General features: G+C 45.2%; 23 protein-coding genes. 7 read left to right on the top strand and 16 right to left on the bottom strand.

Annotation, left to right across the window (positions count from 1 at the left end; translation table 11 throughout):
* The first annotated feature begins 139 nt into the window (after positions 1–139).
* The 3 genes from P2W76_RS03065 to P2W76_RS03055 all read left to right on the top strand — a co-directional run bounded on the left by P2W76_RS03065 (position 140) and on the right by P2W76_RS03055 (position 2,247).
* On the top strand, positions 140–1,201 hold the full coding sequence (locus P2W76_RS03065) for an Mrp/NBP35 family ATP-binding protein (RefSeq protein WP_276346010.1): 1,062 nt from the start codon (positions 140–142) through the stop codon (positions 1,199–1,201).
* A gap of 42 nt (positions 1,202–1,243) precedes the next feature.
* The gene (locus P2W76_RS03060; RefSeq protein WP_276346009.1) at positions 1,244–1,522 is read left to right on the top strand and encodes a NifU family protein; all 279 of its coding nucleotides are present in this window, start codon (positions 1,244–1,246) and stop codon (positions 1,520–1,522) included.
* 92 nt (positions 1,523–1,614) lie between these two features.
* The gene (locus P2W76_RS03055) at positions 1,615–2,247 is read left to right on the top strand and encodes a hypothetical protein (protein WP_276346008.1); all 633 of its coding nucleotides are present in this window, start codon (positions 1,615–1,617) and stop codon (positions 2,245–2,247) included.
* Between the two features lie 5 nt (positions 2,248–2,252).
* Here the strand turns inward: P2W76_RS03055 and def are convergent, their stop codons facing one another.
* The 13 genes from def to ruvX form a co-directional block, all read right to left on the bottom strand.
* On the bottom strand, positions 2,253–2,825 hold the full coding sequence (gene def, locus P2W76_RS03050; RefSeq protein ID WP_276346007.1) for a peptide deformylase: 573 nt from the start codon (positions 2,823–2,825) through the stop codon (positions 2,253–2,255).
* Between the two features lie 99 nt (positions 2,826–2,924).
* Positions 2,925–4,154 (bottom strand): pitrilysin family protein, encoded by a 1,230-nt coding sequence (locus tag P2W76_RS03045; RefSeq protein ID WP_276346006.1) that lies wholly within the window; start codon positions 4,152–4,154, stop codon positions 2,925–2,927.
* A 28-nt stretch (positions 4,155–4,182) separates the two neighbouring features.
* Positions 4,183–5,721: a YifB family Mg chelatase-like AAA ATPase gene (locus tag P2W76_RS03040; RefSeq protein ID WP_276346005.1), complete on the bottom strand. Its 1,539-nt coding sequence runs from the start codon at positions 5,719–5,721 to the stop codon at positions 4,183–4,185.
* A 478-nt stretch (positions 5,722–6,199) separates the two neighbouring features.
* Positions 6,200–7,030: a hypothetical protein gene (locus P2W76_RS03035; RefSeq protein WP_276346004.1), complete on the bottom strand. Its 831-nt coding sequence runs from the start codon at positions 7,028–7,030 to the stop codon at positions 6,200–6,202.
* 63 nt (positions 7,031–7,093) lie between these two features.
* Positions 7,094–8,371 carry an asparagine synthetase B gene (locus P2W76_RS03030; RefSeq protein WP_276346003.1) on the bottom strand — a complete coding sequence of 426 codons (1,278 nt, stop codon included), beginning with the start codon at positions 8,369–8,371 and terminating at the stop codon, positions 7,094–7,096.
* A gap of 273 nt (positions 8,372–8,644) precedes the next feature.
* Positions 8,645–9,985 carry a signal recognition particle protein gene (ffh, locus tag P2W76_RS03025; protein ID WP_276346002.1) on the bottom strand — a complete coding sequence of 447 codons (1,341 nt, stop codon included), beginning with the start codon at positions 9,983–9,985 and terminating at the stop codon, positions 8,645–8,647.
* 99 nt (positions 9,986–10,084) lie between these two features.
* Positions 10,085–11,086, bottom strand: coding sequence for a DUF3078 domain-containing protein (locus tag P2W76_RS03020; protein WP_276346001.1), 1,002 nt, complete (start codon positions 11,084–11,086; stop codon positions 10,085–10,087).
* 56 nt (positions 11,087–11,142) lie between these two features.
* Entirely contained in the window at positions 11,143–11,466 is a 324-nt protein-coding gene (locus tag P2W76_RS03015; protein WP_276346000.1) for a hypothetical protein, read from the bottom strand.
* The gene (locus P2W76_RS03010) at positions 11,463–12,227 is read right to left on the bottom strand and encodes a hypothetical protein (RefSeq protein WP_276345999.1); all 765 of its coding nucleotides are present in this window, start codon (positions 12,225–12,227) and stop codon (positions 11,463–11,465) included. The genes P2W76_RS03015 and P2W76_RS03010 overlap by 4 nt, the downstream gene beginning before the upstream one ends.
* Before the next feature lie 53 nt (positions 12,228–12,280).
* Positions 12,281–13,114 (bottom strand): glucosaminidase domain-containing protein, encoded by an 834-nt coding sequence (locus tag P2W76_RS03005; protein ID WP_276345998.1) that lies wholly within the window; start codon positions 13,112–13,114, stop codon positions 12,281–12,283.
* A 240-nt stretch (positions 13,115–13,354) separates the two neighbouring features.
* Entirely contained in the window at positions 13,355–14,035 is a 681-nt protein-coding gene (locus P2W76_RS03000; RefSeq protein WP_276345997.1) for a glucosaminidase domain-containing protein, read from the bottom strand.
* A gap of 42 nt (positions 14,036–14,077) precedes the next feature.
* Entirely contained in the window at positions 14,078–14,713 is a 636-nt protein-coding gene (locus tag P2W76_RS02995; protein ID WP_276345996.1) for an O-methyltransferase, read from the bottom strand.
* Positions 14,714–14,754: 41 nt separating this feature from the next.
* A complete protein-coding gene (gene ruvX, locus P2W76_RS02990) occupies positions 14,755–15,171 on the bottom strand; it encodes a Holliday junction resolvase RuvX (protein ID WP_276346071.1) in 417 nt (138 codons plus the stop codon).
* Between the two features lie 126 nt (positions 15,172–15,297).
* Between ruvX and P2W76_RS02985 the strand changes: the two genes are divergently transcribed.
* From P2W76_RS02985 to P2W76_RS02975, 3 genes are read left to right on the top strand one after another with little or no spacing between them, the layout of a single operon-like run.
* Positions 15,298–16,443 (top strand): hypothetical protein, encoded by a 1,146-nt coding sequence (locus P2W76_RS02985; protein WP_276345995.1) that lies wholly within the window; start codon positions 15,298–15,300, stop codon positions 16,441–16,443.
* A 2-nt stretch (positions 16,444–16,445) separates the two neighbouring features.
* Positions 16,446–17,798, top strand: a complete 1,353-nt coding sequence (gene ricT, locus P2W76_RS02980; RefSeq protein WP_276345994.1) for a regulatory iron-sulfur-containing complex subunit RicT — start codon at positions 16,446–16,448, stop codon at positions 17,796–17,798.
* Positions 17,799–17,801: 3 nt separating this feature from the next.
* Positions 17,802–18,275 carry a gliding motility lipoprotein GldH gene (locus P2W76_RS02975; protein WP_276345993.1) on the top strand — a complete coding sequence of 158 codons (474 nt, stop codon included), beginning with the start codon at positions 17,802–17,804 and terminating at the stop codon, positions 18,273–18,275.
* A 189-nt stretch (positions 18,276–18,464) separates the two neighbouring features.
* Here the strand turns inward: P2W76_RS02975 and murF are convergent, their stop codons facing one another.
* A complete protein-coding gene (gene murF / locus P2W76_RS02970; RefSeq protein ID WP_276345992.1) occupies positions 18,465–19,775 on the bottom strand; it encodes a UDP-N-acetylmuramoyl-tripeptide--D-alanyl-D-alanine ligase in 1,311 nt (436 codons plus the stop codon).
* 89 nt (positions 19,776–19,864) lie between these two features.
* Here murF and P2W76_RS02965 point away from each other — a divergent pair, with 89 nt between their 5' ends.
* Complete coding sequence (locus P2W76_RS02965) at positions 19,865–22,369, top strand: M14 family metallopeptidase (protein WP_276345991.1); 2,505 nt, start codon at positions 19,865–19,867, stop codon at positions 22,367–22,369.
* A gap of 34 nt (positions 22,370–22,403) precedes the next feature.
* Here the strand turns inward: P2W76_RS02965 and P2W76_RS02960 are convergent, their stop codons facing one another.
* Positions 22,404–23,966: a PspC domain-containing protein gene (locus P2W76_RS02960; protein WP_276345990.1), complete on the bottom strand. Its 1,563-nt coding sequence runs from the start codon at positions 23,964–23,966 to the stop codon at positions 22,404–22,406.
* The gene (locus tag P2W76_RS02955) at positions 23,959–24,330 is read right to left on the bottom strand and encodes a PadR family transcriptional regulator (RefSeq protein ID WP_276345989.1); all 372 of its coding nucleotides are present in this window, start codon (positions 24,328–24,330) and stop codon (positions 23,959–23,961) included. The genes P2W76_RS02960 and P2W76_RS02955 overlap by 8 nt, the downstream gene beginning before the upstream one ends.
* Positions 24,331–24,547 lie beyond the last annotated feature (217 nt).

Genomic DNA, 24,547 nt, shown 5'->3' with positions numbered 1-24,547 from the left:
ATTTGCGTTAAAGTTATAAAACCTTGATGAGCCGCTGCTCAAAAAGATGTAAATAAGACAGATATGCCCATTTGAATAAAGCCAGGGGCACAATCTCAGTACGAACAAAAAGAACACCTAAATTCCCTTAGATTTTAAGATGATCACTCCCGAGCAGATTTTAAGCGCATTACGATATGTTGAAGACCCGGACCTTAAAAAAGACCTGGTTACTCTCAATATGATTGAGGATTTAGCAATCGACGGAAATAAAGTAAGTTTCTCTGTTGTGCTTACCACGCCGGCTTGCCCGATGAAGGATATGCTGGAGAACGCCTGCAGAAATGCGATTCTCCACTTTGTTACTAAGGATGCTGAAATATCTATCCGCATGACATCACGGGTAACGAGCAAACAGGAGCCGGGATTAACGGGAATAAAAAATATTATTGTTGTGGCTTCCGGTAAGGGCGGTGTTGGAAAGTCTACGGTAGCAGCCAATCTGGCCCTCGGACTGGCCAGCAAAGGTGCCAGGGTTGGCCTGATCGACGCCGATATCTACGGGCCGTCTATTCCTATAATGTTTGGTGTAGAGAATGAACGTCCAAGTGCTTCGCAGAATGCCGATGGTAAAACCAGGATAGAGCCGATTGAAAAGTATGGGATAAAGTTACTTTCGATAGGCTTTTTTACTGATCCCAACCAGCCTGTGCCATGGCGGGGGCCGATGGTATCCACAGCCGTTAAACAATTGTTTAATGATGCCGACTGGGGCGAACTAGATTATATGGTGGTTGACCTTCCCCCGGGAACGGGAGATATACATATTACAATCACCCAGGGTTTCCCCATAGCCGGTGCAGTTATTGTTACAACTCCGCAAAACGTAGCGCTTGCCGATGCCAGGAAAGGGGTTGGAGTGTTCCTGATGGATGCGGTTAACGTACCGCTGCTGGGAGTTGTTGAAAATATGTCGTACTTCACACCAGCCGAATTGCCCGATAACAAATATTACATCTTCGGGATGAACGGCGGACAGGCTTTAGCACATCAATATGATATCCCTTTTTTAGGTGAAATACCGCTTGTAAAAAGTATTAGTGATGCCGGCGATACCGGAAAGCCTGTAATCCTTGAAGAGAATGGCTTGATGGGAGAGGCATTCATGCAGATCGCGGAAAAGGTAGCGCAGCAGGTTGCGATCCGGAATGCCGCCAAATAATCATTTTTTAAAAAATTCGTATCTTTATAAAAATATAACACCATGGATTTGTTGCAAAGAGTTGAAACTGCACTTGATACTATCCGGCCCTATCTCGAGGCTGACGGTGGAAATGTATCAATCGAGGAGATCACTCCGGAGAACGTTGTGCGTTTGCGTTTATTGGGCTCATGTGGTTCGTGTCCGATGAGTATTATGACACTTAAAGCTGGTATCGAGCAGGCTATCAAAAGAGCCGTGCCTGAAATCGAAAGTATAGAAGCTATTAACCTGACTGATATAGATGATCCGGAAGCGGTTCTGCCCGAAAGGCTTCAATAGCAATACATCGGGAAAACCCTCGTTATCTCTGTGAGGCCTCGCTTTTAACACAATTTAACAAAAGCTCCGTTACGATTATATTAACTTTGAACATGCGCATCTGGTTCTTCCTGATACTTCTGTTAAGTGCAACTGCCGGGTTTTCTCAAACCTCACAGAAGAAGCTTGTTCAATTCTCAGGCGTTATAATGAACACCGACAGCAATATTGTCGTGCCCTACGTAACTATCACGAACGTAACCGGAAAAGCACAATTTTATGCCGCTAATTACAAAGGTTATTTCTCCTTTGTTGCTAACGTTGGCGATACGTTGTTATTCACTGCGGTGGGTTATAAAAAAGAAGGGCTTGTAATTCCGGCCGATCTTACTGATAATAGTTACACGGTGCTGGTTCGAATGAAGCAGGATGTTATTAATCTTCCCGCGGTGCGGGTTTACCCCTGGGCAAGTACGGATGAGTTTAAAAAGGAATTCATGACGATGAAGTTTGCCGATGATGACCTGGAAATCGCCCGTAAAAATGTTTCTAAAGAAAGCCTTTCAGCAATGATGGCCAGTTTACCCAGGGATGGAGCCGAAATGCAGAGCTATAATTTCCAGAATAATCACGCCCGGCTGACAAATAAGAACATGAATCAGCGCTTGGCCAACCCGCTGCTAAATCCCTTTGCCTGGGGGGCGCTTATCCAACAAATCCTGAGCGGCGATAAAAGCCGGCAGTAATACCCCTAGCGTTTACCCTTTTTAAGCGACGGAAATTTCATTTTATAGTCGACTTTCACCAACCCTTTGGAGATAGAATCAAGCCGGTTTTTTAGCATAGCTTTGCGAAGCGGGCTCAATTTATCTGTGAACAGTTTCCCTTCTATATGATCGTATTCGTGCTGGATAACCCGGGCAGCTAAACCGCTAAAGGTCTCTTCGTGCTGAACCCAGTTTTCATCTAAGTAGGAGATCCTAAGGGTATCATTCCGGCTGATGTCCTCGCGAATATCCGGAATGCTCAAACAGCCTTCGTTAAAGGTCCATTTTTCACCTGTCTCTTCAATGATCCGGGCGTTTATGAATACCTTTTTGAAGTCTTTCAGCGCTGGCTCATCTTCCGCAAAGGAAGTAGCATCAATTACAAATAATCTTATGGAAAGACCAATTTGAGGCGCAGCAAGGCCAACACCATGAGCCCCGTACATAGTTTCGAACATGTTCGCGATCAAAACGTCCAGGTCAGGATGATCCTCCGATATTTCTGCAGCTTTCTTACGTAAAACAGAATCGCCGTAGGCGATGATTGGTAACTTCATATCACAAAAATACAGGATTAATTAGAATGCACGAAATGGCCTGATTCAGGATTTATATAACAGCATTTAGCAGAGCTGAAAAATTCGATCCTGGGTTTGTTATTCCTGAGAGTCAAAGATCAGCCGGCTTAGCAATTTTGGATCAAACATCTGGTTGGCTATTTCCAGAAGCTGGCTGGATGTCACTGCATTGATCTTTGCAAAAATATCTTCCAGCGAGTCTACCCGCCCGTAGTCCATCAGGCTCTTGCTCATGGAAATGACCAGCCCCATCCGGTTTTCTTCCCCCAGGGCAATCTGTCCGATGAACTTCTGCTTGGCCTGGTGAAGCTGCAGCGGTCCCAGCTTAATTTCACGGAGCTTCCGGAGCTCGCGTTCGACCAGCTTAACAGCCCTATGGATCTTCCCCGCGTCGGTACCGAAATAGATCGAAAAGATCCCGGTATCGCTCATGGGGGTATAGTTCGATTCGATAGTGTAGGCTATACCATGCTTTTCCCGGATCTCCAGGTTAAGCCTGGAACTCATGCCATTGCCGCCAAGAAGATTATTCAAGAGAAGAAAACCCACCTTGTGTTTATGGTGTATAGAATATGAACGGTTTCCGATGACGCAATGCGACTGATTTATCGGCTTGCTGAATCGTAACTCCTTGGGATCGTAGATATTGACAGCCTTTCGATTACGCTCTTGTTTGTTCGGAGGGATTCTGCCGAAAAGCTTTTCAGAGAGCCGGGCGATATATTTAAAGTCATAATCGCCGGAAACGCCGACAATGATCTCTTCATTGTTATAGTTCGTCTTCAGGAAATCGAAGATATCCTTCTGTGTGAATGCCTGAACTGATTCTGTGGTACCTAATATATTTCTGCCGAGGTTATGGCCTTCGAACAAAAGGTCTTCAAAATCATCGTTGATAGCTTCGTCAGGCTGATCCTGGTAAGAACTGATCTCATCCAGGATGACTTCCTTCTCCTTGGTCATTTCATCCTCAGGGAACACTGAATGGAAAACAATATCTTCAAAAAGATCGAGCGACCGCTCCAGGTGAGGCTTCAGGAAAGACGCGTGGACGCATGTATATTCCTTAGTGGTGTATGCATTCAGGTCCGCACCCACAAGTTCCAGCCGGTTCAGGATCTGGTTGGTATTCCGTTTCCCGGTCTTTTTGAAAAGCAGGTGTTCTATAAAGTGAGCCAGGCCATCTTTAGAATCATCCTCATCACGCGAACCTGCATTAATTATAATACATGCATGCGAAATGTTTGAAGCTGTTGGTTTATGCAGAACGCGTATCCCGTTTTGCAGGGTATGTACCTGGTAGTCCATGTCCTGCAAATGTAGAGGAAATTTATCACTATCCCGCCCATCCCTCCCTATCCAGGCTCCTGTAATGAATAGCCTCTGCCAGGTGTTCCAGCTGTATTTCCTCAGTTTGTGCCAGATCGGCGATGGTTCGGGCGACTTTAAGAATGCGATCATACGCCCGTGCCGATAAGCCCAGCTTTTCCATAGCCTGTTTTAGAAGCGCCTGGCCGGCATCATCTATTCTGCAGATGCTTCGCACCATGTTAGGACTCATCTGGGCATTGCAAAAAACATCTTCCCTGTTTTCAAAGCGCCGGATCTGGATATCCCTTGCGTTGCTTACCCGTTCGCGGATCAGGTTGCTTTTCTCGGCCGGCCGGTCTGAAGAAAGCTCATTGAAGTTAACGGGTGTAACTTCTACATGAAGGTCTATCCGGTCGAGTAAAGGACCGGAGATCTTGCTCAGATACCGTTGAACTACGCCCGAGCCGCAGATACAATCCTTATCGGGATGATTATGAAACCCGCAGGGGCAGGGGTTCATCGAAGCGACAAGCATAAAACTGGCAGGATAATCAATGGTAGATTTTGCCCGGGAGATGGTAACCCGCCGCTCTTCCAGCGGCTGGCGCATGACTTCCAGAACGGTGCGCTTAAACTCCGGCAGCTCATCCAGGAAAAGCACGCCGTTATGCGCCAGCGATATTTCACCGGGTTGCGGGTTTGTCCCCCCGCCCACAAGGGCCACATCCGAGATCGTATGATGCGGCGACCTGAAGGGCCTGACCGTCATAATGGATTCGGATGCGGAGAGTTTGCCCGCTACCGAGTGGATCTTGGTCGTATCGAGCGCCTCATGCAAGTCAAGCGGAGGTAAAATAGTAGGCAGCCTTTTTGCCAGCATAGTTTTACCGGCTCCCGGCGGACCGATCAAGATCACGTTATGCCCGCCTGCTGCAGCAATCTCCAGGGCGCGCTTAATGTTCTCCTGGCCTTTGACATCCGAGAAATCGCTCTCGTAGTTGCTGATATTTTGGAGGAATTCCTGTTTGGTATCCACGATGGTCCGCTCAAGCTGCCGGTTTCCCATAAAAAACCGGATAACCTCGTCCAGGTTCTCCACGCCATATACCTCGAGGTCTTCCACGATCGCCGCCTCGCGAGCATTAACCTTGGGAAGGATCAAACCCTTAAAACCATCCCTCTTTCCTTGTATGGCGATGGGCAGGGCGCCCTTAATTGGCTGTAAGCCACCGTCAAGCGATACTTCCCCCATGATCAAAAAATCCTCAAGCTTATCCCGGTCTATCTGACCGGACTCGGCCAGAATCCCGATCGCTATCGGAAGGTCATAAGAAGATCCTTCCTTGCGGATATCCGCAGGTGCCAGGTTTACGATGATCTTCCTCCGCGGCATCTTATAGCCTGAGTTACTAAGAGCGCTCTCAATCCGGTACAAGCTTTCCCTGACCGCGTTATCAGGTAATCCTACAATAAAATATCTCGTCCCACCACTCATATTAACCTCCATGGTTATGGTGATAGCCTCAATTCCAAATACTGCGCTTCCGTAGGTTTTTACTGGCATCCCGCTTTTGTACGAAACCTAATTTACGAAATGCTTTGGCCGCAGGCTGGAAATGATTATACGAATGAGCGAACGGTAATTCGCCCCGGAAATTGCAAATACAAAACCTTATCATTAACTTCAAGTTACAATCCGACCGGGCTGTTAGCCCTTCCAAAAAACTTCTATAAGTACAAGCCCCACCGGGAGAACATCTATATACCTTTTTATTATCAGTTCCGGGATGGTTCCGAAACAGTTCCGAGAAGGCTTCGGAAAAGTACTACGTTTTTCCTGAAACTGTTCCGGATGTATCCCTTAACTTTCCCTGATCTTTCTGCTCCGAAATATTAACGAAGTAGAGCCGAGACTGGTAGGGGACCAGACTGTTTGGGGTCAAAAAATGATGGAGATTTCCTGAAATAATTTCGTTAAACGAAAATACGGAGAAAGTTTTTGGCCGGTAAGAATATTATGAGTTTTATTTGGGCGCTCAGGCCTAAGACTTTCTCCTTGAGCCTTTTGCCAGAGTCTTGAACCGGAAGGCTACATCAAAACCGACATAATTTGAGCTGGTATTAATCGAACCCTGGTAAAGCTGATTGTTCATGTTGATCGTCATGATGCTTTTGGCGGTGCTGTGTAAGCCAATATTCGCCCGGACGCCAAGGAGCACGTCCAGTTTCTGACTAACTCTGCGTTCGTAGCCTATTCCAGCCGACATGATTGCTAAGAGGGGGCCGTTATCGGGATATACGACCGAAAAATCGGGAGTATCCGAAGTGCCTGTACCAGGATCATTGGCATACATGGAATAGGGATTGGTATCCGGGTTGCGGCGTGAGCTGCCAACCCGCTGAGAATGATGGATCCTGAAAGTCGGGCCGGCGAACAACCTGATATCGCTTGCTTTTGCCGGTATTTTATACACAGCATTCAGTGTGCCGGAGTTATACAGATAATTATGGAAGCGCGACATATTCACTTCTCCCGGACCAGAAGCAATTCCAAATGAGGCTAAGGGCGCTTTGAGATTATAAGACCAATTACTGCCACCAAAGTCAGTACCTGCGCTTAAGCCCCAGTTCCTGTTAAGCATAAGAGTATAATCAAGCCCTGCTTCAATAGCTGTGCTTGTGCCCGTTGAGATATTGGCGGGTGAATTGTTAAAGACTTTGGGCAGCGCGTTCAGGGTCGGTGTGATCCGTATACCTATGTAAGTCTGTGCTACTGCTTCTCCCAATGGGTATGAGAAAAACCCGAGCAGCGCCAGGAGGTAAAATTGTTTTCTAAGCCTGCACATGAGAACCACGTTCATTGCTTTTTCCATTATCGCAGAATAGGTGATCTAACTTAGGGATTTATTATGTAAAACAAAAATACAGCCTGATATTCAGGTCTTTTGCTTCTTCTTTTTTGCAGAAGGAAACAAAACATTGTTAAGAATTAACCTGTAGCCGGGGGAGTTGGGAGTCAGGCTCAGATCCCGCTTTCGGCCGGCAGGACCGGACGGCATTCTGGCGCCGCTTCTGAAGCTGCCGCCACGTCCGAAGTCGCCCTCCGGATCGTGTCCCCCGTAGTAAGTCCACTGCCCATTGCCCAACTCACCATGGATGTAGCGTGCAACGCCGACGATCTTTGTTTCGCCCATAACAAGCACATTCGACTTGATGGTCGCCTCATTGAAAGCCGTGGTCTGCCCGTTGAAGCCTCTGATCACAAATTCATGATCCTGAGTGAGCATGGAGGGCACAGGATCCCATTTCGCCGAATAACTAAATAGTGTAAAGAAATCATTCTCAGGATTAGCGTAACGGCCGGCATTGATATTTGAAAAGCCGCGATAATCAGGTTTCAAAATAAAGTTGCCAAACGCTAAGGTCTTGTTGAAGTCGAGCTTCGATTGCGCACGCGGGTCAGCGCCGTCGCCGTCAAATGTACTTTCGATGATATCAATGCCTTCAGCTGCCAGAGCAACATCCAGGGTTTCGCCTGCGGAGCACATCGCAAAAAGGTAGCCGCCACCCATTACAAACTTGTTGATATTCTTGGCTACGGTCAGCTTCATCTGCGACACTTTGGTATAACCGTGCCGCTGTGCTATGGATTTCTGAATATTGATGTCTTCCTGCGACTGCCGTTGCCCCGACAGCCCGAACTGCCCGGTAAAGTCCTCATGATGCAGGTGCAGCCATTCATATTTTGGCAGTGCACCGTTCAGTACCTCATCGTCATAAATAATATCGTAAGGTATTTCGGCATACTCCAAAGCGAGCTGTACCGCATCGGTATAATCCTTTGTAGTGAAGACGTTATTGGGCGAATAAACCGCAATTTTCGCAGCCGTTTCCAATTTCATCATGTCCATATTTACCTCAGGGCTCGTAATTTCGGTCAGGATTGTGTTGACCTGCCCGTCAGTGATCACTTCGTAAGAAACTCCGCGCACACGGCATTCATTTTCTATAGCCTGTGAGTATTTGATCAGGAAGCTTCCGCCGCGGTAATTGAGCAGCCAGTCTACGGCTACGTCTTTCCTTAAGGTCCAGTAGGCAATGCCGTAAGATTTGAGATGATCTTTCTGGCTTTCATCCATGGGGATGAGTATAGAGGCTGCGCGGGTAAGCAGCGACAGAAGCAGGAACACCAATGTCAGATAGCCTTTAACCATTTCCAACTTATAGCATTACTATAAATTTAGGAATATTGGGGGATAAATATATTGTTAATGCAAGTGGGGTGTAATATTGCTGTAGGAATATGGATTTCACGAGACCTCGTACCTGAATGGATATTTAAACGCAAAGGCCGCAAAGTACACGCAGAGAGCGCAGAGGGAAGCTTGACAGCGCTACGGAAATACAACTCATTTCTCTGCGCTCTCTGCGTAAAACTCCGCGTCCTCTGCGGTTAAAAAAAATGGTACGTTAGTTACCGTTTAATCCTACCTCCCAAACGGCATCTTCGGCATGCCCTTCATCATTTTCGCCGCGGCGGCCGGGTTTGAGAATTGTTTCATCACCTTACGCATATCCTCGAATTGCTTAATAAGCTTATTTACCTCGGCAAGGTCGGTTCCTGAACCTTTGGCAATACGTAAACGGCGGCTTTGGTTAATGGCGTCGGGGTTTTCACGCTCATGAGGCGTCATAGAGCGGATGATTGATTCGATTGGAGTGAAGGCATTATCATCGATATCAACGTCTTTTATAGCCTTGCCGACGCCTGGTATCATGCCCATAAGATCTTTCATATTTCCCATCTTCTTGATCTGCTGGATCTGGCTAAGGAAATCATTAAAGTCGAACTTGTTTTTACGGATCTTCTTTTGGAGCTCAGCAGCTTCTTTTTCGTCGAACTGCATTTGCGCACGTTCAACAAGCGAAACGACGTCGCCCATCCCGAGAATCCTGGAAGCCATCCTGTCGGGATAGAAAACATCCAGTGCTTCCATTTTTTCACCCGTACCGATGAATTTTATCGGCTTGTTCACAACCGACTTGATGGATAAAGCAGCACCACCGCGGGTATCGCCATCCAGCTTGGTCAGCACGACACCGGTAAAGTCAAGGCGGTCGTTAAAGGCTTTGGCAGTATTCACCGCGTCCTGGCCAGTCATGGCATCTACTACAAAGAGGATCTCGTGAGGATTTGTGTTCGCTTTTACCTCGGCAATCTCGTTCATCATTTCCTCGTCGATCGCAAGACGTCCGGCGGTATCAATGATGACAACATTTTGTCCGTTCTTTTTCGCTTCAGCGATACCGGCTTTTGCGATACCTACGGGATCCTTTGACTCCCGGTCGGTATATACAGGTATATTTATCTGGCTACCCAGTACTTCCAGCTGATCGATTGCCGCCGGGCGGTACACATCGCCGGCAACTAAAAGCGGCTTTTTATTCTTCTGGGTTGCAAGAAAATTAGCAAGCTTTCCCGAAAAAGTTGTTTTACCGGCTCCGTTAAGGCCCGCAATCAGTATAATGGTTGGGTTTGAGCTAATGTTAAGTTCCTGAACCGTGCCGCCCATTAAATTGGCCAGCTCATCGTTCATCAGCTTGGTAAGCAACTGGCCGGGCGAAACGGCAGTCAGAACATTCTGACCTATAGCTTTTTCCCTAACCTCATCTGTAAAGGCTTTGGCAGTTTTATAGTTAACGTCGGCATCCAAGAGAGCTTTCCTAATCTCTTTCATGGTTTCCGCTACGTTTATTTCAGTAATGCTCCCCTGTCCTTTTAATACTTTAAAGGCCCTGTCCAGTTTATCCTGTAAATTTTCAAACATTTTTTAAAAAGCTTAGCAAACACAAAGTTAAGGTTTTTGGCTAGAATACCACTTACCTGAACGTAAAGGCCTTGAATTGACAGAAAAAAGTTGGTTTGATCAGCGCTGTAATTTGTAGACCAGCCCGAAGGAGAATGCCTGGCTTTTCTGGATCTTATCGGCTGTATCATCATCATAAAGCATCACGCCCGCCAGGGAAACATTAATAAACTTGTTTACCTGTGCTGTAAGTGTCGCATCGAGACGGTTATCTATTCTGCTTAGCTGTTCGTAATTGGCAAACATTGTATACCTGCTTTTCAAAGTGAGGTTCTTTGCTATTTCCTTGTCAAATGATGCCACCACCTGGAATGCAAGTTCATTCCTGAAGCTCTTTCCCTGATCAACACCAAAATTCTTCGGATTGGTTTTGTACAGGGTTGTATCGGACATGAAGGTTTGCCGGGCTGTTCCGGTACCGATACGAAGGAAAAAATACTTAACCGGCTTATACTCAAAACCCAATGACTCAGTAAGATAACCCGGAGCCATGAACCTTGAAAGAAGGGTTCTGGTTTCATTTCCCTGGGCATTTTTGGAGAACGAGAATCCTTTATCAAACTGTGATTCAAAGTTTATGGAACCGAAAAAATACCAGCTTTTAGACAATTTAAGACCAACCTTGTTATCCCAGAAAATTCGGTCGACCGTTTTACGGGCCAGCTGGCCTCTGTTCTTTAGCTTACCGTATTGAAGCAGGAGCTCTGAAACAAAGTTTTTGTCTCCCTTGGTATAGTCGGTTTTGTACGAATACTGTCCGCCCAGTGCCAATGAATTGACTCCACCGCCACCCCAGTTGTCGCTGAACGAAGCCTGGTTCACATTCAGGCCAAACGTGGTCCAGCTTCGCCAATAGTTTATGCTGATATCCAGTTCCGAGGGATCGGAGAGCCGGACTGTTTCGGGAAAGATTACCGGACGCCGTACAGGTAAAGTATTTTTCCGGGGATACTGCCTGAGTTCTTTTAGGAGAGTGGTATCGGCATTATTCTCGGGTTGCTGAGCGTAAGCGCGAGGAACTTGCAGAACAAAGAATAATATTACCAGATAACGAAGGATCATTTAGCAAATAAAACGAAAAAAGGCCTCTTTATGATATGTTTTTAGGATTTGTTACATCAAATATAGGCTATCCATGCGAAAAATCGCCTGCTTCGCAGATATGAGTAGTTAGAATCATGAGTATATGCCTCGCGTTCAAACACTATATTTCTGTATGCCTGATGATGGCTTCTGTATTTTATCAGGTTGACGAGATAATTTATAAGATATAACAGGAAGAAAGGAAGAATTAATAATTCAAGCTGTTGCCGGAGGTGAATGAGTTCATGATTAATGATCTGCCTGTCTTGCTTCAGCTCAGGATATTTGATCAGCACGAAAGGAAATATTGCCATTCCGCTTGCCGGTAAAAACCTGAGATGCACAACCGGAAACCTCATTGACCGTTTGTTTTTAGCGGCATCAAACGCAAGGCTGCGGGATTCTCAATATAGCTTTGATATGATTTCTGGATGTACTGTATAAGCTGATAATCATTAGCCTCCAGGATAAAGTAATATCCCGGCTTATATTGTTGTTTAAAGTCGGTAAGCTGGTCGCCGCTTAGCCCGGTTACCCTGTTTACAAGCGTTTTTGTATATCGGTATTCGATCATCGCATCCCGGTAATCACGTTCAAGGATCTTCTGGAGCATTCTGGCATTCTTCCCTTCCTTGCTTAACAAACTGTACAAGGCATTTATACTTAAGCCCGCCCCTCCGCCGCCATTAGCGCCACCTACCTGGAATACATCCTTCACCGCACCTTTTGAATAGATGGTGTTGTATTCTTCCTGTGATTGTTTGAGCTGTTCAGCAGGCGTTTTTAAACTGTCGCGCACAATTACTTCCCGAAGCTGAATGCTATTTCTACGAAGATAGAAAAGGATGGTATTTTCAGATTTAACACTAACCGTATCCACACCATAACCCTGGAGTGCCGCGACAAGCACATCGCCCGTGCGTGCAGTTGTTTTTAGTTCGCCCTTGGTATTGTTGTAGAAACCCTCGCCCGTGCGTGTATTGAAAATATACACGCGGGTCAAGCGCTGTTTGCTATCCATATCAAATACAATGCCCTGCACAGGTCTGTCTTGTCCGAAAAGGTTGGTAGCACAAACCCCAAGGAGAAATAATATATAAATAGCTTTTTTCAATTGCATAAACTTACGGGTTTAAGCTGCAAGCCGATTCCGATTTAACAAATCTTAACAAACTATTTAGAAACAAGCAATAACTGTCCCATTTTCAGATCGGTAGCTCCGAGGTCGTTCAGGATCTTTAGCTCTTCGATGGTGATAGTGAAACGCTTTGCGATAGAATACATTGTATCGCCTTGTTTCACTTCGTAAATTTTCATGGAGACAGGAGTTTTAGGAGGCTCCTGTTTTTTTTCTTCAGGAATATTCCGGGCTATTTCCGTCAGAACTTTGTCTTCACGCTTTATTTTCTCTACATAACCTTCTCTGCGATCGTATTTACTAAGATCGTAACGATCTACCAGGGTAATTAATAATTCAGCATATCGCGGATTCGTTGCATAGCCAGCTTCTTTCAATCCGGCTGCCCAGCCACGATAATCATTTTTATCAAGTTCGAACAGGGCGGCATACCGCTTGCGCTTTAAAAACTCCGAATGATCACGGAAAGATTCCTCGGGGGTAGCGTAGACTCTGAAGCAATCATCTTTCTCGTCGTCGTCCTTCAGGATGGTTTTACCCCTCCACTCGCTGGTGCATTTAATTCCGAAATGATTATTAGCATCCCTGGCAAGGCTGCTGTTACCGTTACCTGATTCAAGTAAGCCCTGAGCCAGGGTGATGCTAGCAGGAATGCCATAACTGTTCATTTCCTTTATGGCGATGGCTTTGAATCGTTCAATATAATCCTGAGCAGAATACTTATTAACAAGGGTATTTTCGCCAATAGTTTTTACAGGCTGAGAAGCCTTTGGTGCAGAAGCCGCGGGCTTTGAAAGGGTAGTTTTTCGGGTACTGCAGGCGCTGGCAAGGGTCAATACGACCAATAAGGGTATAAGGAATATCTTCATTTCAATGTGGCGGTAAAATCCCGCCTCTAAATTGAATATTTACATTTAAATATTGCTACCCTTTGTCATATTTCCGGTGCATTAAAGCCTTTCGTTTTCGATACAAGCCTATTTAACGGATTGAATCGGTGTAAAGCCGTTGTTCGGTTTTGGCAGTCCCGCTTTTTTGATTCTGCATGCACCGGTAAATAATGCCACAATCATCAATACAATTACATACTTGCTCATGAGATTACGCTTTTACAGTAATAGTTTTTGGCCTATAGAGAGCCTACTGTTAGATAACGAATTTTTTCTCATTAGGTTTTTGACATTTATACTGTATCTTTTAGCTATACCGTTAAGGGTGTCACCCTTTTTGACCCTGTAAACTTTTGGTATTGATGATCCTTCTTTTTTTGCGCTTTCCGGCACTAAGGCGGCCACAGCGCTCTCTTCCAATCCCTCTGGCCGGTTATCAAGTTCGTAAAGCCGGTATTTCCTGATGATTGCCAGGACCTGTGAGCCCCATAATTTACTTGCCGCATAACCGCCATGCTGGATACCAAGCACCCAATTGTAATAATCATAGCTGGGATATTTTCCGAACAGCGCTTCGAACTTTTTATTACGCCTCATCGCGGCCATAAAGTCGAGATAGGAATCGGTGACCGATTCGTACCCGCGGTACGCTGACTTTATCTCCTTGCTTGTATTTTTGCCCTTTATGCCGAAATGATTATTCAGGTATTTAGCAATTTTACTTTGGCCATTGGCCGATTCGTGCATAGAGATGGCCAGGATCACGCTGGCAGGTACTCCCTGCTGATTCATGTGCTGGATGGCTATGTCTTTATATTTTTCGATGTAATCCAGGGCGGTAGTCTGGGCAGACAAACTTAAACTCAGACCAATAAAGAGCAGTGTGAAGAAGTGTTTCATGATTGATGCTTTATTTCTGAATAACAAAAGGAAAAAATCCCTTTACTTTTTTCTTACGATAAACAATCCATCGCGAACTGGCAGGATCAGCTTTTCAACACGCTGATCTTCGCTAACCATTTTATTAAAATTAGTAATTATTGCTGTATTAGTGTCTGTCTTTTCGTCCAGAACTTTTCCACTCCACAACACATTATCAATGATGATTACTCCGCCTGACCTCAATTTATCGATCACCAGGCTGTAATATGTACCATTATTCTTTTTATCTGCGTCAATAAAAACAATGTCGAAAACTTCATTGATTTCCGGGATTATCCGGACTGCGTTGCCAATGTGATAGACGATATTTCCGTTCAGGGGTGATTTGGCAAAATTAGCCCTGACCATATCTTCCAGCTCCGCATTGATGTCAATGGTGTGAATTACTCCGTTCGCATTAAGTCCTTCAGCAAGGCAAAGCGTTGCGTATCCGGTGAACGTACCAATCTCAAGAATGCGGTCGGGCTTGATCATTTTACTGAGCATACTTAGTACGCGGCCCTGGTAGTGTCCGGACAACATGCGCGGCATAGACACTTTAAGGTTGGTCTCCCGGTCGATGTTTTTGAGGAGATCATCTTCGGGATCACAGTATTTTAGCAGGTAGCTTTTTAGGTCGTCGCTGATAAATTCCATCGGCCAAAGGTACAAAATATGGCCGAGACAGCTAAGTCACTCTAGATCAGGCCCCTTTTCTCGAGGTAGGTCTGCAGGATAATGGTGGCTGAAATGGTGTCCAGACGCCCTTTATCCTGCCGGTCAGAACGTTTTAATCCGCTTTGAGCAACAGTAGCCGAGGCCATCTTGGAGGTAAAACGCTCATCTATCCTTGCTACCGGAATTTCGGGAAAGTGCTTGCTTAGAATGGTGATGAAGCCCTTGATGTGGGGAGTGGATTGAGATGGTGTGCCATCCATCTGGAGCGGTTCGCCTACTACAAAAAGCTCCACATCTTCTTTGGCAAGGTATTTTTTCAGGTAATCTACGATATCTTTCGGGTGGATAGTATCGAGACCGGTTGCGATGATCTGCAAGGGATCCGTAACGGCAATGCCTATACGCTTTGTACCATAATCGAAGGCTAAGATCCGCATGTAGTGACGATAATTAGCAGGCAAATATATCATATAATGTACATAGCTTTAAATGCAAGTGATCTATAATTGAGGCCGCGGGTTAAAAAATTTCACTGGAACCTCTTCTTTTCTTATTTTGCAACCATGCAGTTTAGAGATATCGTTGGGCAGAATGAAGTGAAGGAACATTTGATCCGTACGGTGGCTGAGAACAGGGTAAGCCATGCGCAACTATTCCTTGGGCCCGAAGGGTCTGGAAACTTTGCCCTTGCCCTTGCTTATGCCCAGTTCATTTCATGTACCGAGCGTTCAGATACCGATAGCTGCGGGGTATGTGCTTCCTGCAGGAAATATAATAAGCTTATCCATCCCGACCTGCATTTTTCATATCCTTTTTTCCGCGGCGGCGAGAAGGAAGACAGCATGGCCGATCTGGAGGAATGGAGGGATCTTGTTCTTACAAATCCCTATTTTAACCTTGACGAATGGCGTGAGCGTTTGGATGCACAGAATAAGCAACCTAATATCAACAAAGCGGAATGTATGAACATTTTGCACCGGCTTTCATTAAAGCCGTTTGAGTCGGAATATAAGGCGATGATCATCTGGCTTCCAGAATATTTAAAGAATGAAGGGAACCGGCTTTTAAAAACACTGGAAGAACCTGCTGATAAAACACTCATCATATTAGTCGCTCAAAATCAGGATCAGCTTCTGAACACTATAATTTCAAGGACGCAGCTAGTGAAGATCCCTGCATTGGACCAGAAGGAGATATGTGATTATTTATTGAAAACAAAAAATATAAGCGAATCAAAGGCTGCTCAAACTGCCTACTTAAGTGAGGGGAATCTGCAGGCTGCACTTAATTTCCTGAAAGAAGATGACAACGATAATTTCAGATTGTTTACCGGTTGGATGCGGATGACGTTTGCAGACCGGGGCCCTTCAATATTTGAATTTGTGGAAGAAACATCAAAAATTGGACGGGAAAGTCAGAAGAACCTGCTTAAGTATGGGATCAATCTTATCCGTGAATGTATCATGGTACTTTCGGATGCAAGTGAACTCGTACATTTGCCGGGTATCGAGCTGGAATTTGTAAATAAATTCAGCCAGCAACTTGATCTCGCTAAAGCGGAGGCACTTATTAATGAGATGGACAAGGCCTACTATCACATTGAGCGCAACGCGAATCCTAAAATTTTATTTTTAGATGTATCTTTACAATTCGTTAAAATTTTAAAGTTTAATACGCTCCCTGCGGGGACTCAATATATACTGAATTAATTATGGGTTGTGGAAGTTGTTCAACAGGGGGCTGTGCTCCTGCAGGTTGCAAGAGTAATGGCTCGTGCCTTACCAATGGCTGCAGTAAACTGGATGTTTATGACTGGTTGTCGCATATGGACATGCCATCGAATTATAAGCCATTCAATATCATAGAGATCAAGTTCAAGGGCTCCAGGAAGGAGTTCTTTTTAAATACAGAAAACCTTTACCTCGAAGCCGGCGAACTCGTTGCAGTTGAAACCACTACCGGCGGCTATGATATCGGCCATGTGTCGCTCACCGGCGAACTGGTGCGGATGCAACTTAAAAAGCGGCATGTACGCACCGAGGATGTCGTAAAAAAGATCTATAGAAAAGCTACCCCGGCAGACGTTGATAAATGGAAGATCTCTAAGGATCTCGAATTTGAGACCATGCACAAATCACGGGTTCTGGCAAAAGAACTTGGGTTAGCGATGAAGTTAAGCGATGTGGATTACCAGGGCGACAGGACAAAAGCTACATTTTATTATACTGCTGAGGGGCGGGTAGACTTCAGGGAGCTGATCAAAAAAATGGCGGAGACTTTCCGTATCCGCATAGAAATGCGGCAGATCGGAATGCGGCAGGAAGCAAGCCGTTTAGGAGGTATCGGTTCCTGTGGACGTGAGCTTTGCTGCTCCACCTGGTTAACTGATTTTAAAACTGTGTCAACTTCCGCTGCCCGGTATCAAAACCTGTCTCTGAACACGCTGAAGCTGGCAGGGCAATGCGGCAAACTTAAATGCTGCCTCAATTATGAGCTGGACACGTATATGGATGCCTTAAAGGATATACCTGATAACGTGGAGCGCCTGGAAACCCTTACGGGAACCGTGCGGCACCAGAAGACCGACATCTTCAAAAAACTGATGTGGTTCAGTTATCCTAATGATGAAAATTGGATTGCATTGGATATCGCGCGCGTGAAGGAAGTGCAGAAAATGAACCGCGAGGGTATCAAACCAGAATACCTGAAAGTTGAAGCTGAAGTAAGTAAAGCGGCTCCGGTCAAGGTTCTTGATTACGAGAACGTGGTCGGACAGGATAGTTTAACCCGGCTGGATAATAAGAACAACAGGAACAAAAAGAATAACCGCAATAAAAAGAACAGGCCAAAGGGTACTAATCCAAACACAGCAACCGCAGGTGAACAGGTGCAACGTGCCCCGCAGCAGATGCAGGCAAAGCCGGTGAACACTCAGCAACAGGCTGGAAATAAACCTGAAGGCGCGGCAAATCCAGAAGGTCAACGTACTGGTCCGAGCCGGAATAATAAGCGAAGAAAGAATTACAGGAATAATAGCAATCGTGAACGTCCGTCTTCGGAATAGAGAATGAGATCCATTAAAACAGCTCTGTTTATTTTATTCCTTACGCTCAGTCTCTCTGCTTGTGAGGATAGGCAAACTATTGCAGATAGCAATTCAAAAATACCCGGGGGCAATTGGAGCTATACCGAGAAAGTACGGGTGCCCGTAACAATCGAGGATACGGGCATCGCTTATAATTTGTATCTGAACCTCCGGCATACTGCCGCTTATAAATATTCTAATATCTTTCTTCTGGTCCATATTACAACACCTGATGGGAAAAGGAGTACGGAAAGAAAGGAGTTCAGGCTGGCGCTTCCCGACGGCGAATGGCTGGGAAGCGGTTCAGGAAATTTATACAGCTATCAGATCCCCTTTAAGGAGAATTATAAGTTTCCCCGGAAAGGAAAATATATGATTGAGCTTGAACAGAATATGCGGGATAATCCCCTGAACCATGTTGCCGATGCCGGCGTCCGGGTTGAAAAAACAAACTGATGAATGCATTTCAGCGCTTTTTGACAAGCAGATTTTTCACTTTTCTTGCAGTCTTCCTGATCGTCTTCTGCATTGCTTCGGTGCTTCTTCTCGATGTGACGCATCCTTTGTACATATTTTCAATAGGATGCGGCCTGGCGATCTTTTTCCTGCAGCGATACAGGAAAAAACTTCTCGGAGGGTCCTGATTTATAAGAAGCCAACCAAAGCTTCGAGCTTCATTCCCCGTGATCCTTTCAGTAACACAGTGGCATCGGTGATGGGATGTCTTTTCAGCGCTTCCGCAGCTTCGACGGTGTTTTTATAAAACTCTGCATCAACACTACTTTTCATCCTGAAGAAGGCTTCACCAACGAAGATCCGCCTTTCAGACGGTGTTTTCAAAGCTTTGTCCATGATAAAGCGATGCTCCATCGCTGAATCCGCACCAAGTTCAAACATGTCTGCCAGTATCAAAGCTTTATTATTTGCGGGGACGGTAGCTAAATTGTCCAGAGCAACCAGCATGCTGCTGGGATTTGCATTGTAAAAATCGCAGATCACCGTATTACTGGCTGTTTCGAGGATCTGGGATCTGTTGTTGTGTGGTATGTATGATTTTATCCCCTCATTGATTTGCCCGGGGCTAAGCTTGAAAAAGTTTCCGATAGCAATAGCCGCCAGGATATTTTCGAAGTTATAAATGCCCGGCAGGTTAGATTCAGCGGAGTTAACAGCTCCATCCTCATGTCCTTTCAGCTGCCATTCGACAATTAAAGTGGGTGAAACTTCTTTTAAGCTGCCGGATAGATAATTCGCAGGTCCTTTGCCGTAGCCAACAACATTCCCGACATTCCTTTCACGGCTCATATCCACCAATAAAGGATTATCGGTATTGATAAAGGCTATTCCGTTTGTCTGAGCGAGATATTCGTAAAGCTCGCCTTTTGCGATCTTCACACCTTCAAGGCTGCCGAATCCTTCAAGATGTGCCTTTCCGACGTTAGTTATAAGCCCGTAACCCGGTTGCGCAAGACTGCAAAGAAAACCGATCTCTTTCTGGTGGTTGGCTCCCATCTCAATGATGGCAATATCGCAGTCGGGCCTGATGGACAGAAGTGTTAGGGGGACTCCAATATGATTATTTAGGTTTCCCTCGGTCGCGTAAGTTCTGCAATGCTGAGACAGAACGGATTTAATAAGTTCCTTGGTTGTGGTTTTGCCGTTAGTGCCGGTAATTCCGATAACTGGTATTTTTAGCTGTTTACGATGAAAAGAGGCTAGCTGCTGCAGTGTGCTTAACACGTCATCGACCAGCAGGTACCTGTCGCTGGCTGCGTATCGCTGATCGTCAACTACTGCAAACGCAGCCCCGCTTTCGATGGCTTTTGAAGCAAATTCATTGGCGTCAAAATTTTCGCCCTTAAGGGCGAAAAATATGCACGATTCAGTGATCTTACGCGTATCTGTGCAAACGACAGGATGTTTGAGATAAATCTCGTAGAGCTCTTCTGTTTTCATATTTATGCCTTATGCAATATTAAGATTTTTGTTGTTATCGAATGAACAATTTGGTATTTAAGCCTAACGATCCGTAGATTAGAAGATATATGAATAGATTTCTCATCCTGTTATTGCTGTTCGTTATTAATAGCCTGGGCGTGCGGGCTCAAAGAATACAATCTCCGTCAGAATTTTTAGGATATAAGCTGGGCGAGCAATTTACGCCGCATTACCGGGTTGTTGATTATTACCGTTATCTGGCCACCGCATCCAAGAACATCAGGTTAGAGGAGTACGGAAAGACTAACGAAGGGAGACCCTTGATTCTGGCTATTGTGGCATCCGACGATAATATTTCCAGGATCGAGGATATCCGGATGAACAATCTCCGCCTGGCCGGACTTGCCAGTGGAACGGCTTCGAACGATCAGCCTGCTATAGTTTGGCTGAGCTATAATGTCCACGGCAACGAGGCCGTTTCTACGGAAGCCTCCCTTCAAACCATCTATGACCTGCTAGATCCCTCAAATCAGGGAACGAAATCCTGGCTGAAGAATTCGGTTGTAATTGTTGATCCCTGTTTGAATCCTGATGGCCGCGAACGATACGTTAATTTTTATAACCCCGTCCGCAGCGCTGTACCCGATCCTTTTCCTTATTCAAGGGAGCATTTTGAGCCATGGCCCGGCGGAAGGTCGAATCATTATTATTTTGACCTGAACCGGGACTGGGCCTGGCAGTCTCAGCGTGAAACTCAGCAGAGAATGTTGCTTTACAATAAATGGCTTCCGCAGGTTCATGTCGATTTTCATGAGCAAGGCGTTAACGAGCCGTACTATTTCGCGCCAGCTGCGGAACCTTATCACCAGGATATCACCGGCTGGCAGCGTGAATTTCAGAGGATAATAGGTAAGAATAATGCCCGTTACTTCGATAAGAAGGGTTGGATGTATTTTACACGGGAACGTTTCGATCTGCTTTACCCTTCTTATGGCGATACATATCCGATATACAATGGTTCGGTAGGTATGACTTACGAGCAGGGAGGGTCCGGCCGGGCAGGTTTAGCCATAATAAACTCCGACGGTGATACATTGACGCTGAAGGACCGTATAGATCATCATCATACTACCGCTCTTGCCACTGTGGAAGCATTGTCTCAGAATGCGTCGAAGGCTGTGTCGGAGTTTAAGAACTATTTTGCAGCAAGCAGATCGAATCCACCCGGGGAATATAAAACATATATAATAAAAGGGGAGAATACCGAAAAGATTAAAACCCTTGCAACAATGCTTCAGCGTAATGGCATTGAGTTCGGTTACGGATCTGCGAGAGGCGGCAGCGGCTATAATTATTTCAGTGGGAAGAAAGAAAGCTTTAAGGTCGATAAAAACGACATGGTGATCAGTGCCTATCAGCCGAAGTCCGTGCTGCTGAAGGTATTATTTGAGCCTAATACATTTATATCAGATTCAGCCACTTACGATATAACTGCATGGTCGCTTCCCTATGCATTTGGTTTACCCGCTTTTGCAACATCAGATAATCTTAAGCCCTTGTCGGCAACCCTGCCGGAAGTGGCTATTGCTTCCAGTGGTGTTTCCAACCCCGTTGCCTATGTAGCAAACTGGAATTCACTGTCGGATGTGAAATTTCTTGGGCAGCTTTTGAAGCACAATATTAAAGTAAGGTATTCCGAAGTTCCTTTTGAAACCGGAGGAATGGCTTTTAACGCAGGATCACTGATCATTGCCCGAGCCAGCAACGAAAACCTTGGGACGAGCTTCGAGCAAACGCTTACGGATTTAGCAAAAAGCTCTGGAATCTCACTCCAGGCTATCCCATCCGCATTTATGGACAAAGGTGCTGACCTCGGTTCAGACAAGGTCAAGCTTATCGCTAAGCCCCGGATAATGGTGCTGACAGGGGCGTCAACCTCATCTCTTTCATTTGGCGAGATCTGGCATTTCTTTGAGCAACAGATCAATTATCCGTTGAGCATTGTTCGTACGGAAGATCTCGGAAGGATAAATCTCAACGATTTTGATGTTATTATTTTCCCGGATGGAAACTACACCGATCCGGTAAATGACAAGATACTGCAATGGATTCGCGGGGGCGGTAAGTTAATAGCCATGGAAGGGGCCATGAGACAGCTCGCGGGCAAGAAGGGGTTTGACCTGAAGAATAAAGAAGAGCCGAAAAAGAACGAAAAGGATGCCGACCCTTATGAAGACCTTAAAGTTTATGAGAACAGGGAACGTGAGCAGGTTCAGGCAAACATTCCCGGTGCAATATATAAAGTAGACCTGGACAATACTCATCCTCTTGGTTTCGGTTTTCCGGGATTTTACTACACGTTAAAGTTAGACGATAAGGTTTATCAGTATATGAAGCCAGGCTGGAATGTCGGCGTGCTAAAAAAAGATAATTATGTAACTGGTTTTGTAGGTGCGCAAGTGCGGAAGAAACTGGTAGACGGACTTATTTTTGGTGTTCAGGAAATGGGAAATGGTTCAGTAGTTTACCTGGCTGATAATCCTCTGTTCAGAAGTTTTTGGGAGAACGGCAAACTCCTTTTTAGCAATGCCGTTTTTATGGTAGGCCATTAAAAAGAAGAAAGGCCGGGATAACACCCGGCCTTTCTTATGGGTTTAGTTGTATAGAATCTTGCTGTTGAGGAAACAACGTATCATTTTGACACTTTAATCCTTCTGATGTCATCCTCCACTCGGAAATATAATCCCTTGGAGCATTAGGTGGATGACATTCCCAAACGTCATGGTCTGACAAGTATGAGTTAACATCATCGTCAATCATCAGCCTTGTGTTTTCTGGAATGCGAAGAATTAACCTTACCGATTGGTCGCGCCACAACTCGCGTTTTTGCAGGTGTGTTTTGGAGTGGAACATCAAAACGGAATCTTTTTGAACGAACTCATGTTTAGTACGGCGGGCTGTTGCCAGGGCAGTCTCGAAATTAGGGCCGCGTGCGCTAAACTCCTGGACCAGTGTTGGTTTGTTGACCTCTCCTCTTACGATCACGATCCTTACACTTCTGGGATTGTTGGAATCCCGATCCCTGCTTATCAATGTTCCCTTAAAATTGGCGGGGTTAATATTGTACTGCAGGCTGTCTTCCTTTGTCAGGAATTCCACGCGGTTTACTTTGAGGTGGTAGACCGGCAACGGGGTCAATGGTGTTGTGACTGAAAACTCGGCTTCCTCATTAAATTCGGACGCAATTTTGGACGCGTGATATGCACCCAATACAAGACCGGCGATCCAGATGATAAGCATGCTGAAATAAACTGTTTTTGATATTGTAATCCTGGTTACCAAAACCCGGAGAGCGAACAGCACCAGGGCGGTAAGTGGTATAACTACTATAATGAATGCACTTAGCGCTAAAACGGACTTATAACCCGGATTCACGATAGTAAACGGGAACGTATTAAGTTCATTGCTGTTCCAGTAGCCGAGGAAAACTACCAAGCCTATAAATAATGCGATCATTGCCAGGATACCCGCGAATGCAACAATGCTCACCACAAGTTTAATGAACAGAGTTGCCAATGTTTCTATGAATTTTCCGATCTGGTATACTACCGGTCTTACTTCATTATGTGCCCTGTTTAAGCCGCCCTTTAAGCCCTCTATCTCCTCATCGAAATTCTTCTTAAAGTTCTGCAGGTTAATAGGCTCCCCTTTCATTGCCATTTTCTCTGCACGTGTATTAGCGGCCGGCATAATGATCCATAAAATAACGTAGACAGGTAAGCCAAGCCCTCCGATGAAGATTAACGCGATTGCGAGTAAACGCATCCACCTCGGCTCAACATTAAAGAAATGCCCTATACCTGAACAAACGCCCCCAAGAATACGGTCATCAGTGTCGCGGAATAATTTCCTGACAGACCGCAATGAGGTTCCGTCCTCTTCATCCAGGTCAAAATCATTAACGTTGCCCATTTTTCCTGTAACAAAGGTTACATCAGGCAGTTCAATAACTTGTTTATGATCAACTTCAAGTCTTTCATTAAACATCTCAGCCAGCCTGTTTTCTATGTCTGTGACAATTTCCTCGCTATCTGCCGAATAGGCAAAGTGCCGTTTAACATCGGTCATATAGGCCCTGAGAACCTCATAAGCGTCTTCCTCTATATGAAAGACGATGCCGTTTATATTTATAATTATAGTCTTATTCATGATCGCGGTTTTTGGTTGTTTCGTTTGAATTAAGTTTTCGCCCTTCGAGAGATGTTTTTACTGAATACGAAAGTTCTTCCCAGGTGATATCCAGTCTTTTTAAAACTTCGAGTCCGGCAGGAGAAAGTATATAGTATTTTCTAGGCGGACCGGAAGTTGATTCCTGCCAGTTATAGGAAAGCAGCCCGTTGTTTTTTAGACGGGTCAGCAGCGGATACAGCGTACCCTCGACCACCAACAGCTTGGCTTTATTTAATTCGGCAATAATGTCTGAAGCATATATCTCCCCTCGGGAAATAATTGAAAGAATACAATATTCCAGTATTCCCTTCCTCATTTGGGTTTGTGTGTTCTCCACTATCATATAGCAAAGATATATGCTTTGTATGGTATGTTGCAATACATAGTAGTGTGCAAATATATAATGTATATTATTTTGTTACATTGTATGTATTTAATATCAAATCAATTTGCTGTATTATAATGTGTTATGCGATTTTATTTCCCCGAACTTTTTTGATTGGATCAGGGAATTATAGATGGGCCAGCATTTTTTACCTGGTGATAAATCGGATATAGTG

The sequence above is a fragment of the Daejeonella sp. JGW-45 genome, from assembly GCF_029360805.1.
In the GTDB taxonomy this organism is placed as follows: domain Bacteria; phylum Bacteroidota; class Bacteroidia; order Sphingobacteriales; family Sphingobacteriaceae; genus Daejeonella.
The sequence above is the reverse complement of the archived record's forward strand: the minus strand, read 5'-3'. Positions and strand labels throughout refer to the sequence as shown.

Bases quoted from the DNA above. Each gene is read 5' to 3' on its own strand.
- def (WP_276346007.1), bottom strand. From the start codon at position 2,825: ATGAAGTTACCAATCATCGCCTACGGCGATTCTGTTTTACGTAAGAAA.
- P2W76_RS02965 (WP_276345991.1), top strand. From the start codon at position 19,865: ATGAATAGATTTCTCATCCTGTTATTGCTGTTCGTTATTAATAGCCTG.
- P2W76_RS02985 (WP_276345995.1), top strand. From the start codon at position 15,298: ATGCAGTTTAGAGATATCGTTGGGCAGAATGAAGTGAAGGAACATTTG.
- P2W76_RS03065 (WP_276346010.1), top strand. From the start codon at position 140: ATGATCACTCCCGAGCAGATTTTAAGCGCATTACGATATGTTGAAGAC.
- P2W76_RS03015 (WP_276346000.1), bottom strand. From the start codon at position 11,466: ATGAGGTTTCCGGTTGTGCATCTCAGGTTTTTACCGGCAAGCGGAATG.
- P2W76_RS03040 (WP_276346005.1), bottom strand. From the start codon at position 5,721: ATGCCAGTAAAAACCTACGGAAGCGCAGTATTTGGAATTGAGGCTATC.
- P2W76_RS02955 (WP_276345989.1), bottom strand. From the start codon at position 24,330: ATGATAGTGGAGAACACACAAACCCAAATGAGGAAGGGAATACTGGAA.
- P2W76_RS03060 (WP_276346009.1), top strand. From the start codon at position 1,244: ATGGATTTGTTGCAAAGAGTTGAAACTGCACTTGATACTATCCGGCCC.
- ruvX (WP_276346071.1), bottom strand. From the start codon at position 15,171: ATGCGGATCTTAGCCTTCGATTATGGTACAAAGCGTATAGGCATTGCC.
- P2W76_RS03005 (WP_276345998.1), bottom strand. From the start codon at position 13,114: ATGAAGATATTCCTTATACCCTTATTGGTCGTATTGACCCTTGCCAGC.
- murF (WP_276345992.1), bottom strand. From the start codon at position 19,775: ATGAAAACAGAAGAGCTCTACGAGATTTATCTCAAACATCCTGTCGTT.
- P2W76_RS03055 (WP_276346008.1), top strand. From the start codon at position 1,615: ATGCGCATCTGGTTCTTCCTGATACTTCTGTTAAGTGCAACTGCCGGG.
- P2W76_RS03020 (WP_276346001.1), bottom strand. From the start codon at position 11,086: ATGATCCTTCGTTATCTGGTAATATTATTCTTTGTTCTGCAAGTTCCT.
- ffh (WP_276346002.1), bottom strand. From the start codon at position 9,985: ATGTTTGAAAATTTACAGGATAAACTGGACAGGGCCTTTAAAGTATTA.
- P2W76_RS03035 (WP_276346004.1), bottom strand. From the start codon at position 7,030: ATGGAAAAAGCAATGAACGTGGTTCTCATGTGCAGGCTTAGAAAACAA.
- ricT (WP_276345994.1), top strand. From the start codon at position 16,446: ATGGGTTGTGGAAGTTGTTCAACAGGGGGCTGTGCTCCTGCAGGTTGC.
- P2W76_RS02995 (WP_276345996.1), bottom strand. From the start codon at position 14,713: ATGGAATTTATCAGCGACGACCTAAAAAGCTACCTGCTAAAATACTGT.
- P2W76_RS03030 (WP_276346003.1), bottom strand. From the start codon at position 8,371: ATGGTTAAAGGCTATCTGACATTGGTGTTCCTGCTTCTGTCGCTGCTT.
- P2W76_RS02960 (WP_276345990.1), bottom strand. From the start codon at position 23,966: ATGAATAAGACTATAATTATAAATATAAACGGCATCGTCTTTCATATA.
- P2W76_RS02975 (WP_276345993.1), top strand. From the start codon at position 17,802: ATGAGATCCATTAAAACAGCTCTGTTTATTTTATTCCTTACGCTCAGT.
- P2W76_RS03010 (WP_276345999.1), bottom strand. From the start codon at position 12,227: ATGCAATTGAAAAAAGCTATTTATATATTATTTCTCCTTGGGGTTTGT.
- P2W76_RS03045 (WP_276346006.1), bottom strand. From the start codon at position 4,154: ATGGACTACCAGGTACATACCCTGCAAAACGGGATACGCGTTCTGCAT.
- P2W76_RS03000 (WP_276345997.1), bottom strand. From the start codon at position 14,035: ATGAAACACTTCTTCACACTGCTCTTTATTGGTCTGAGTTTAAGTTTG.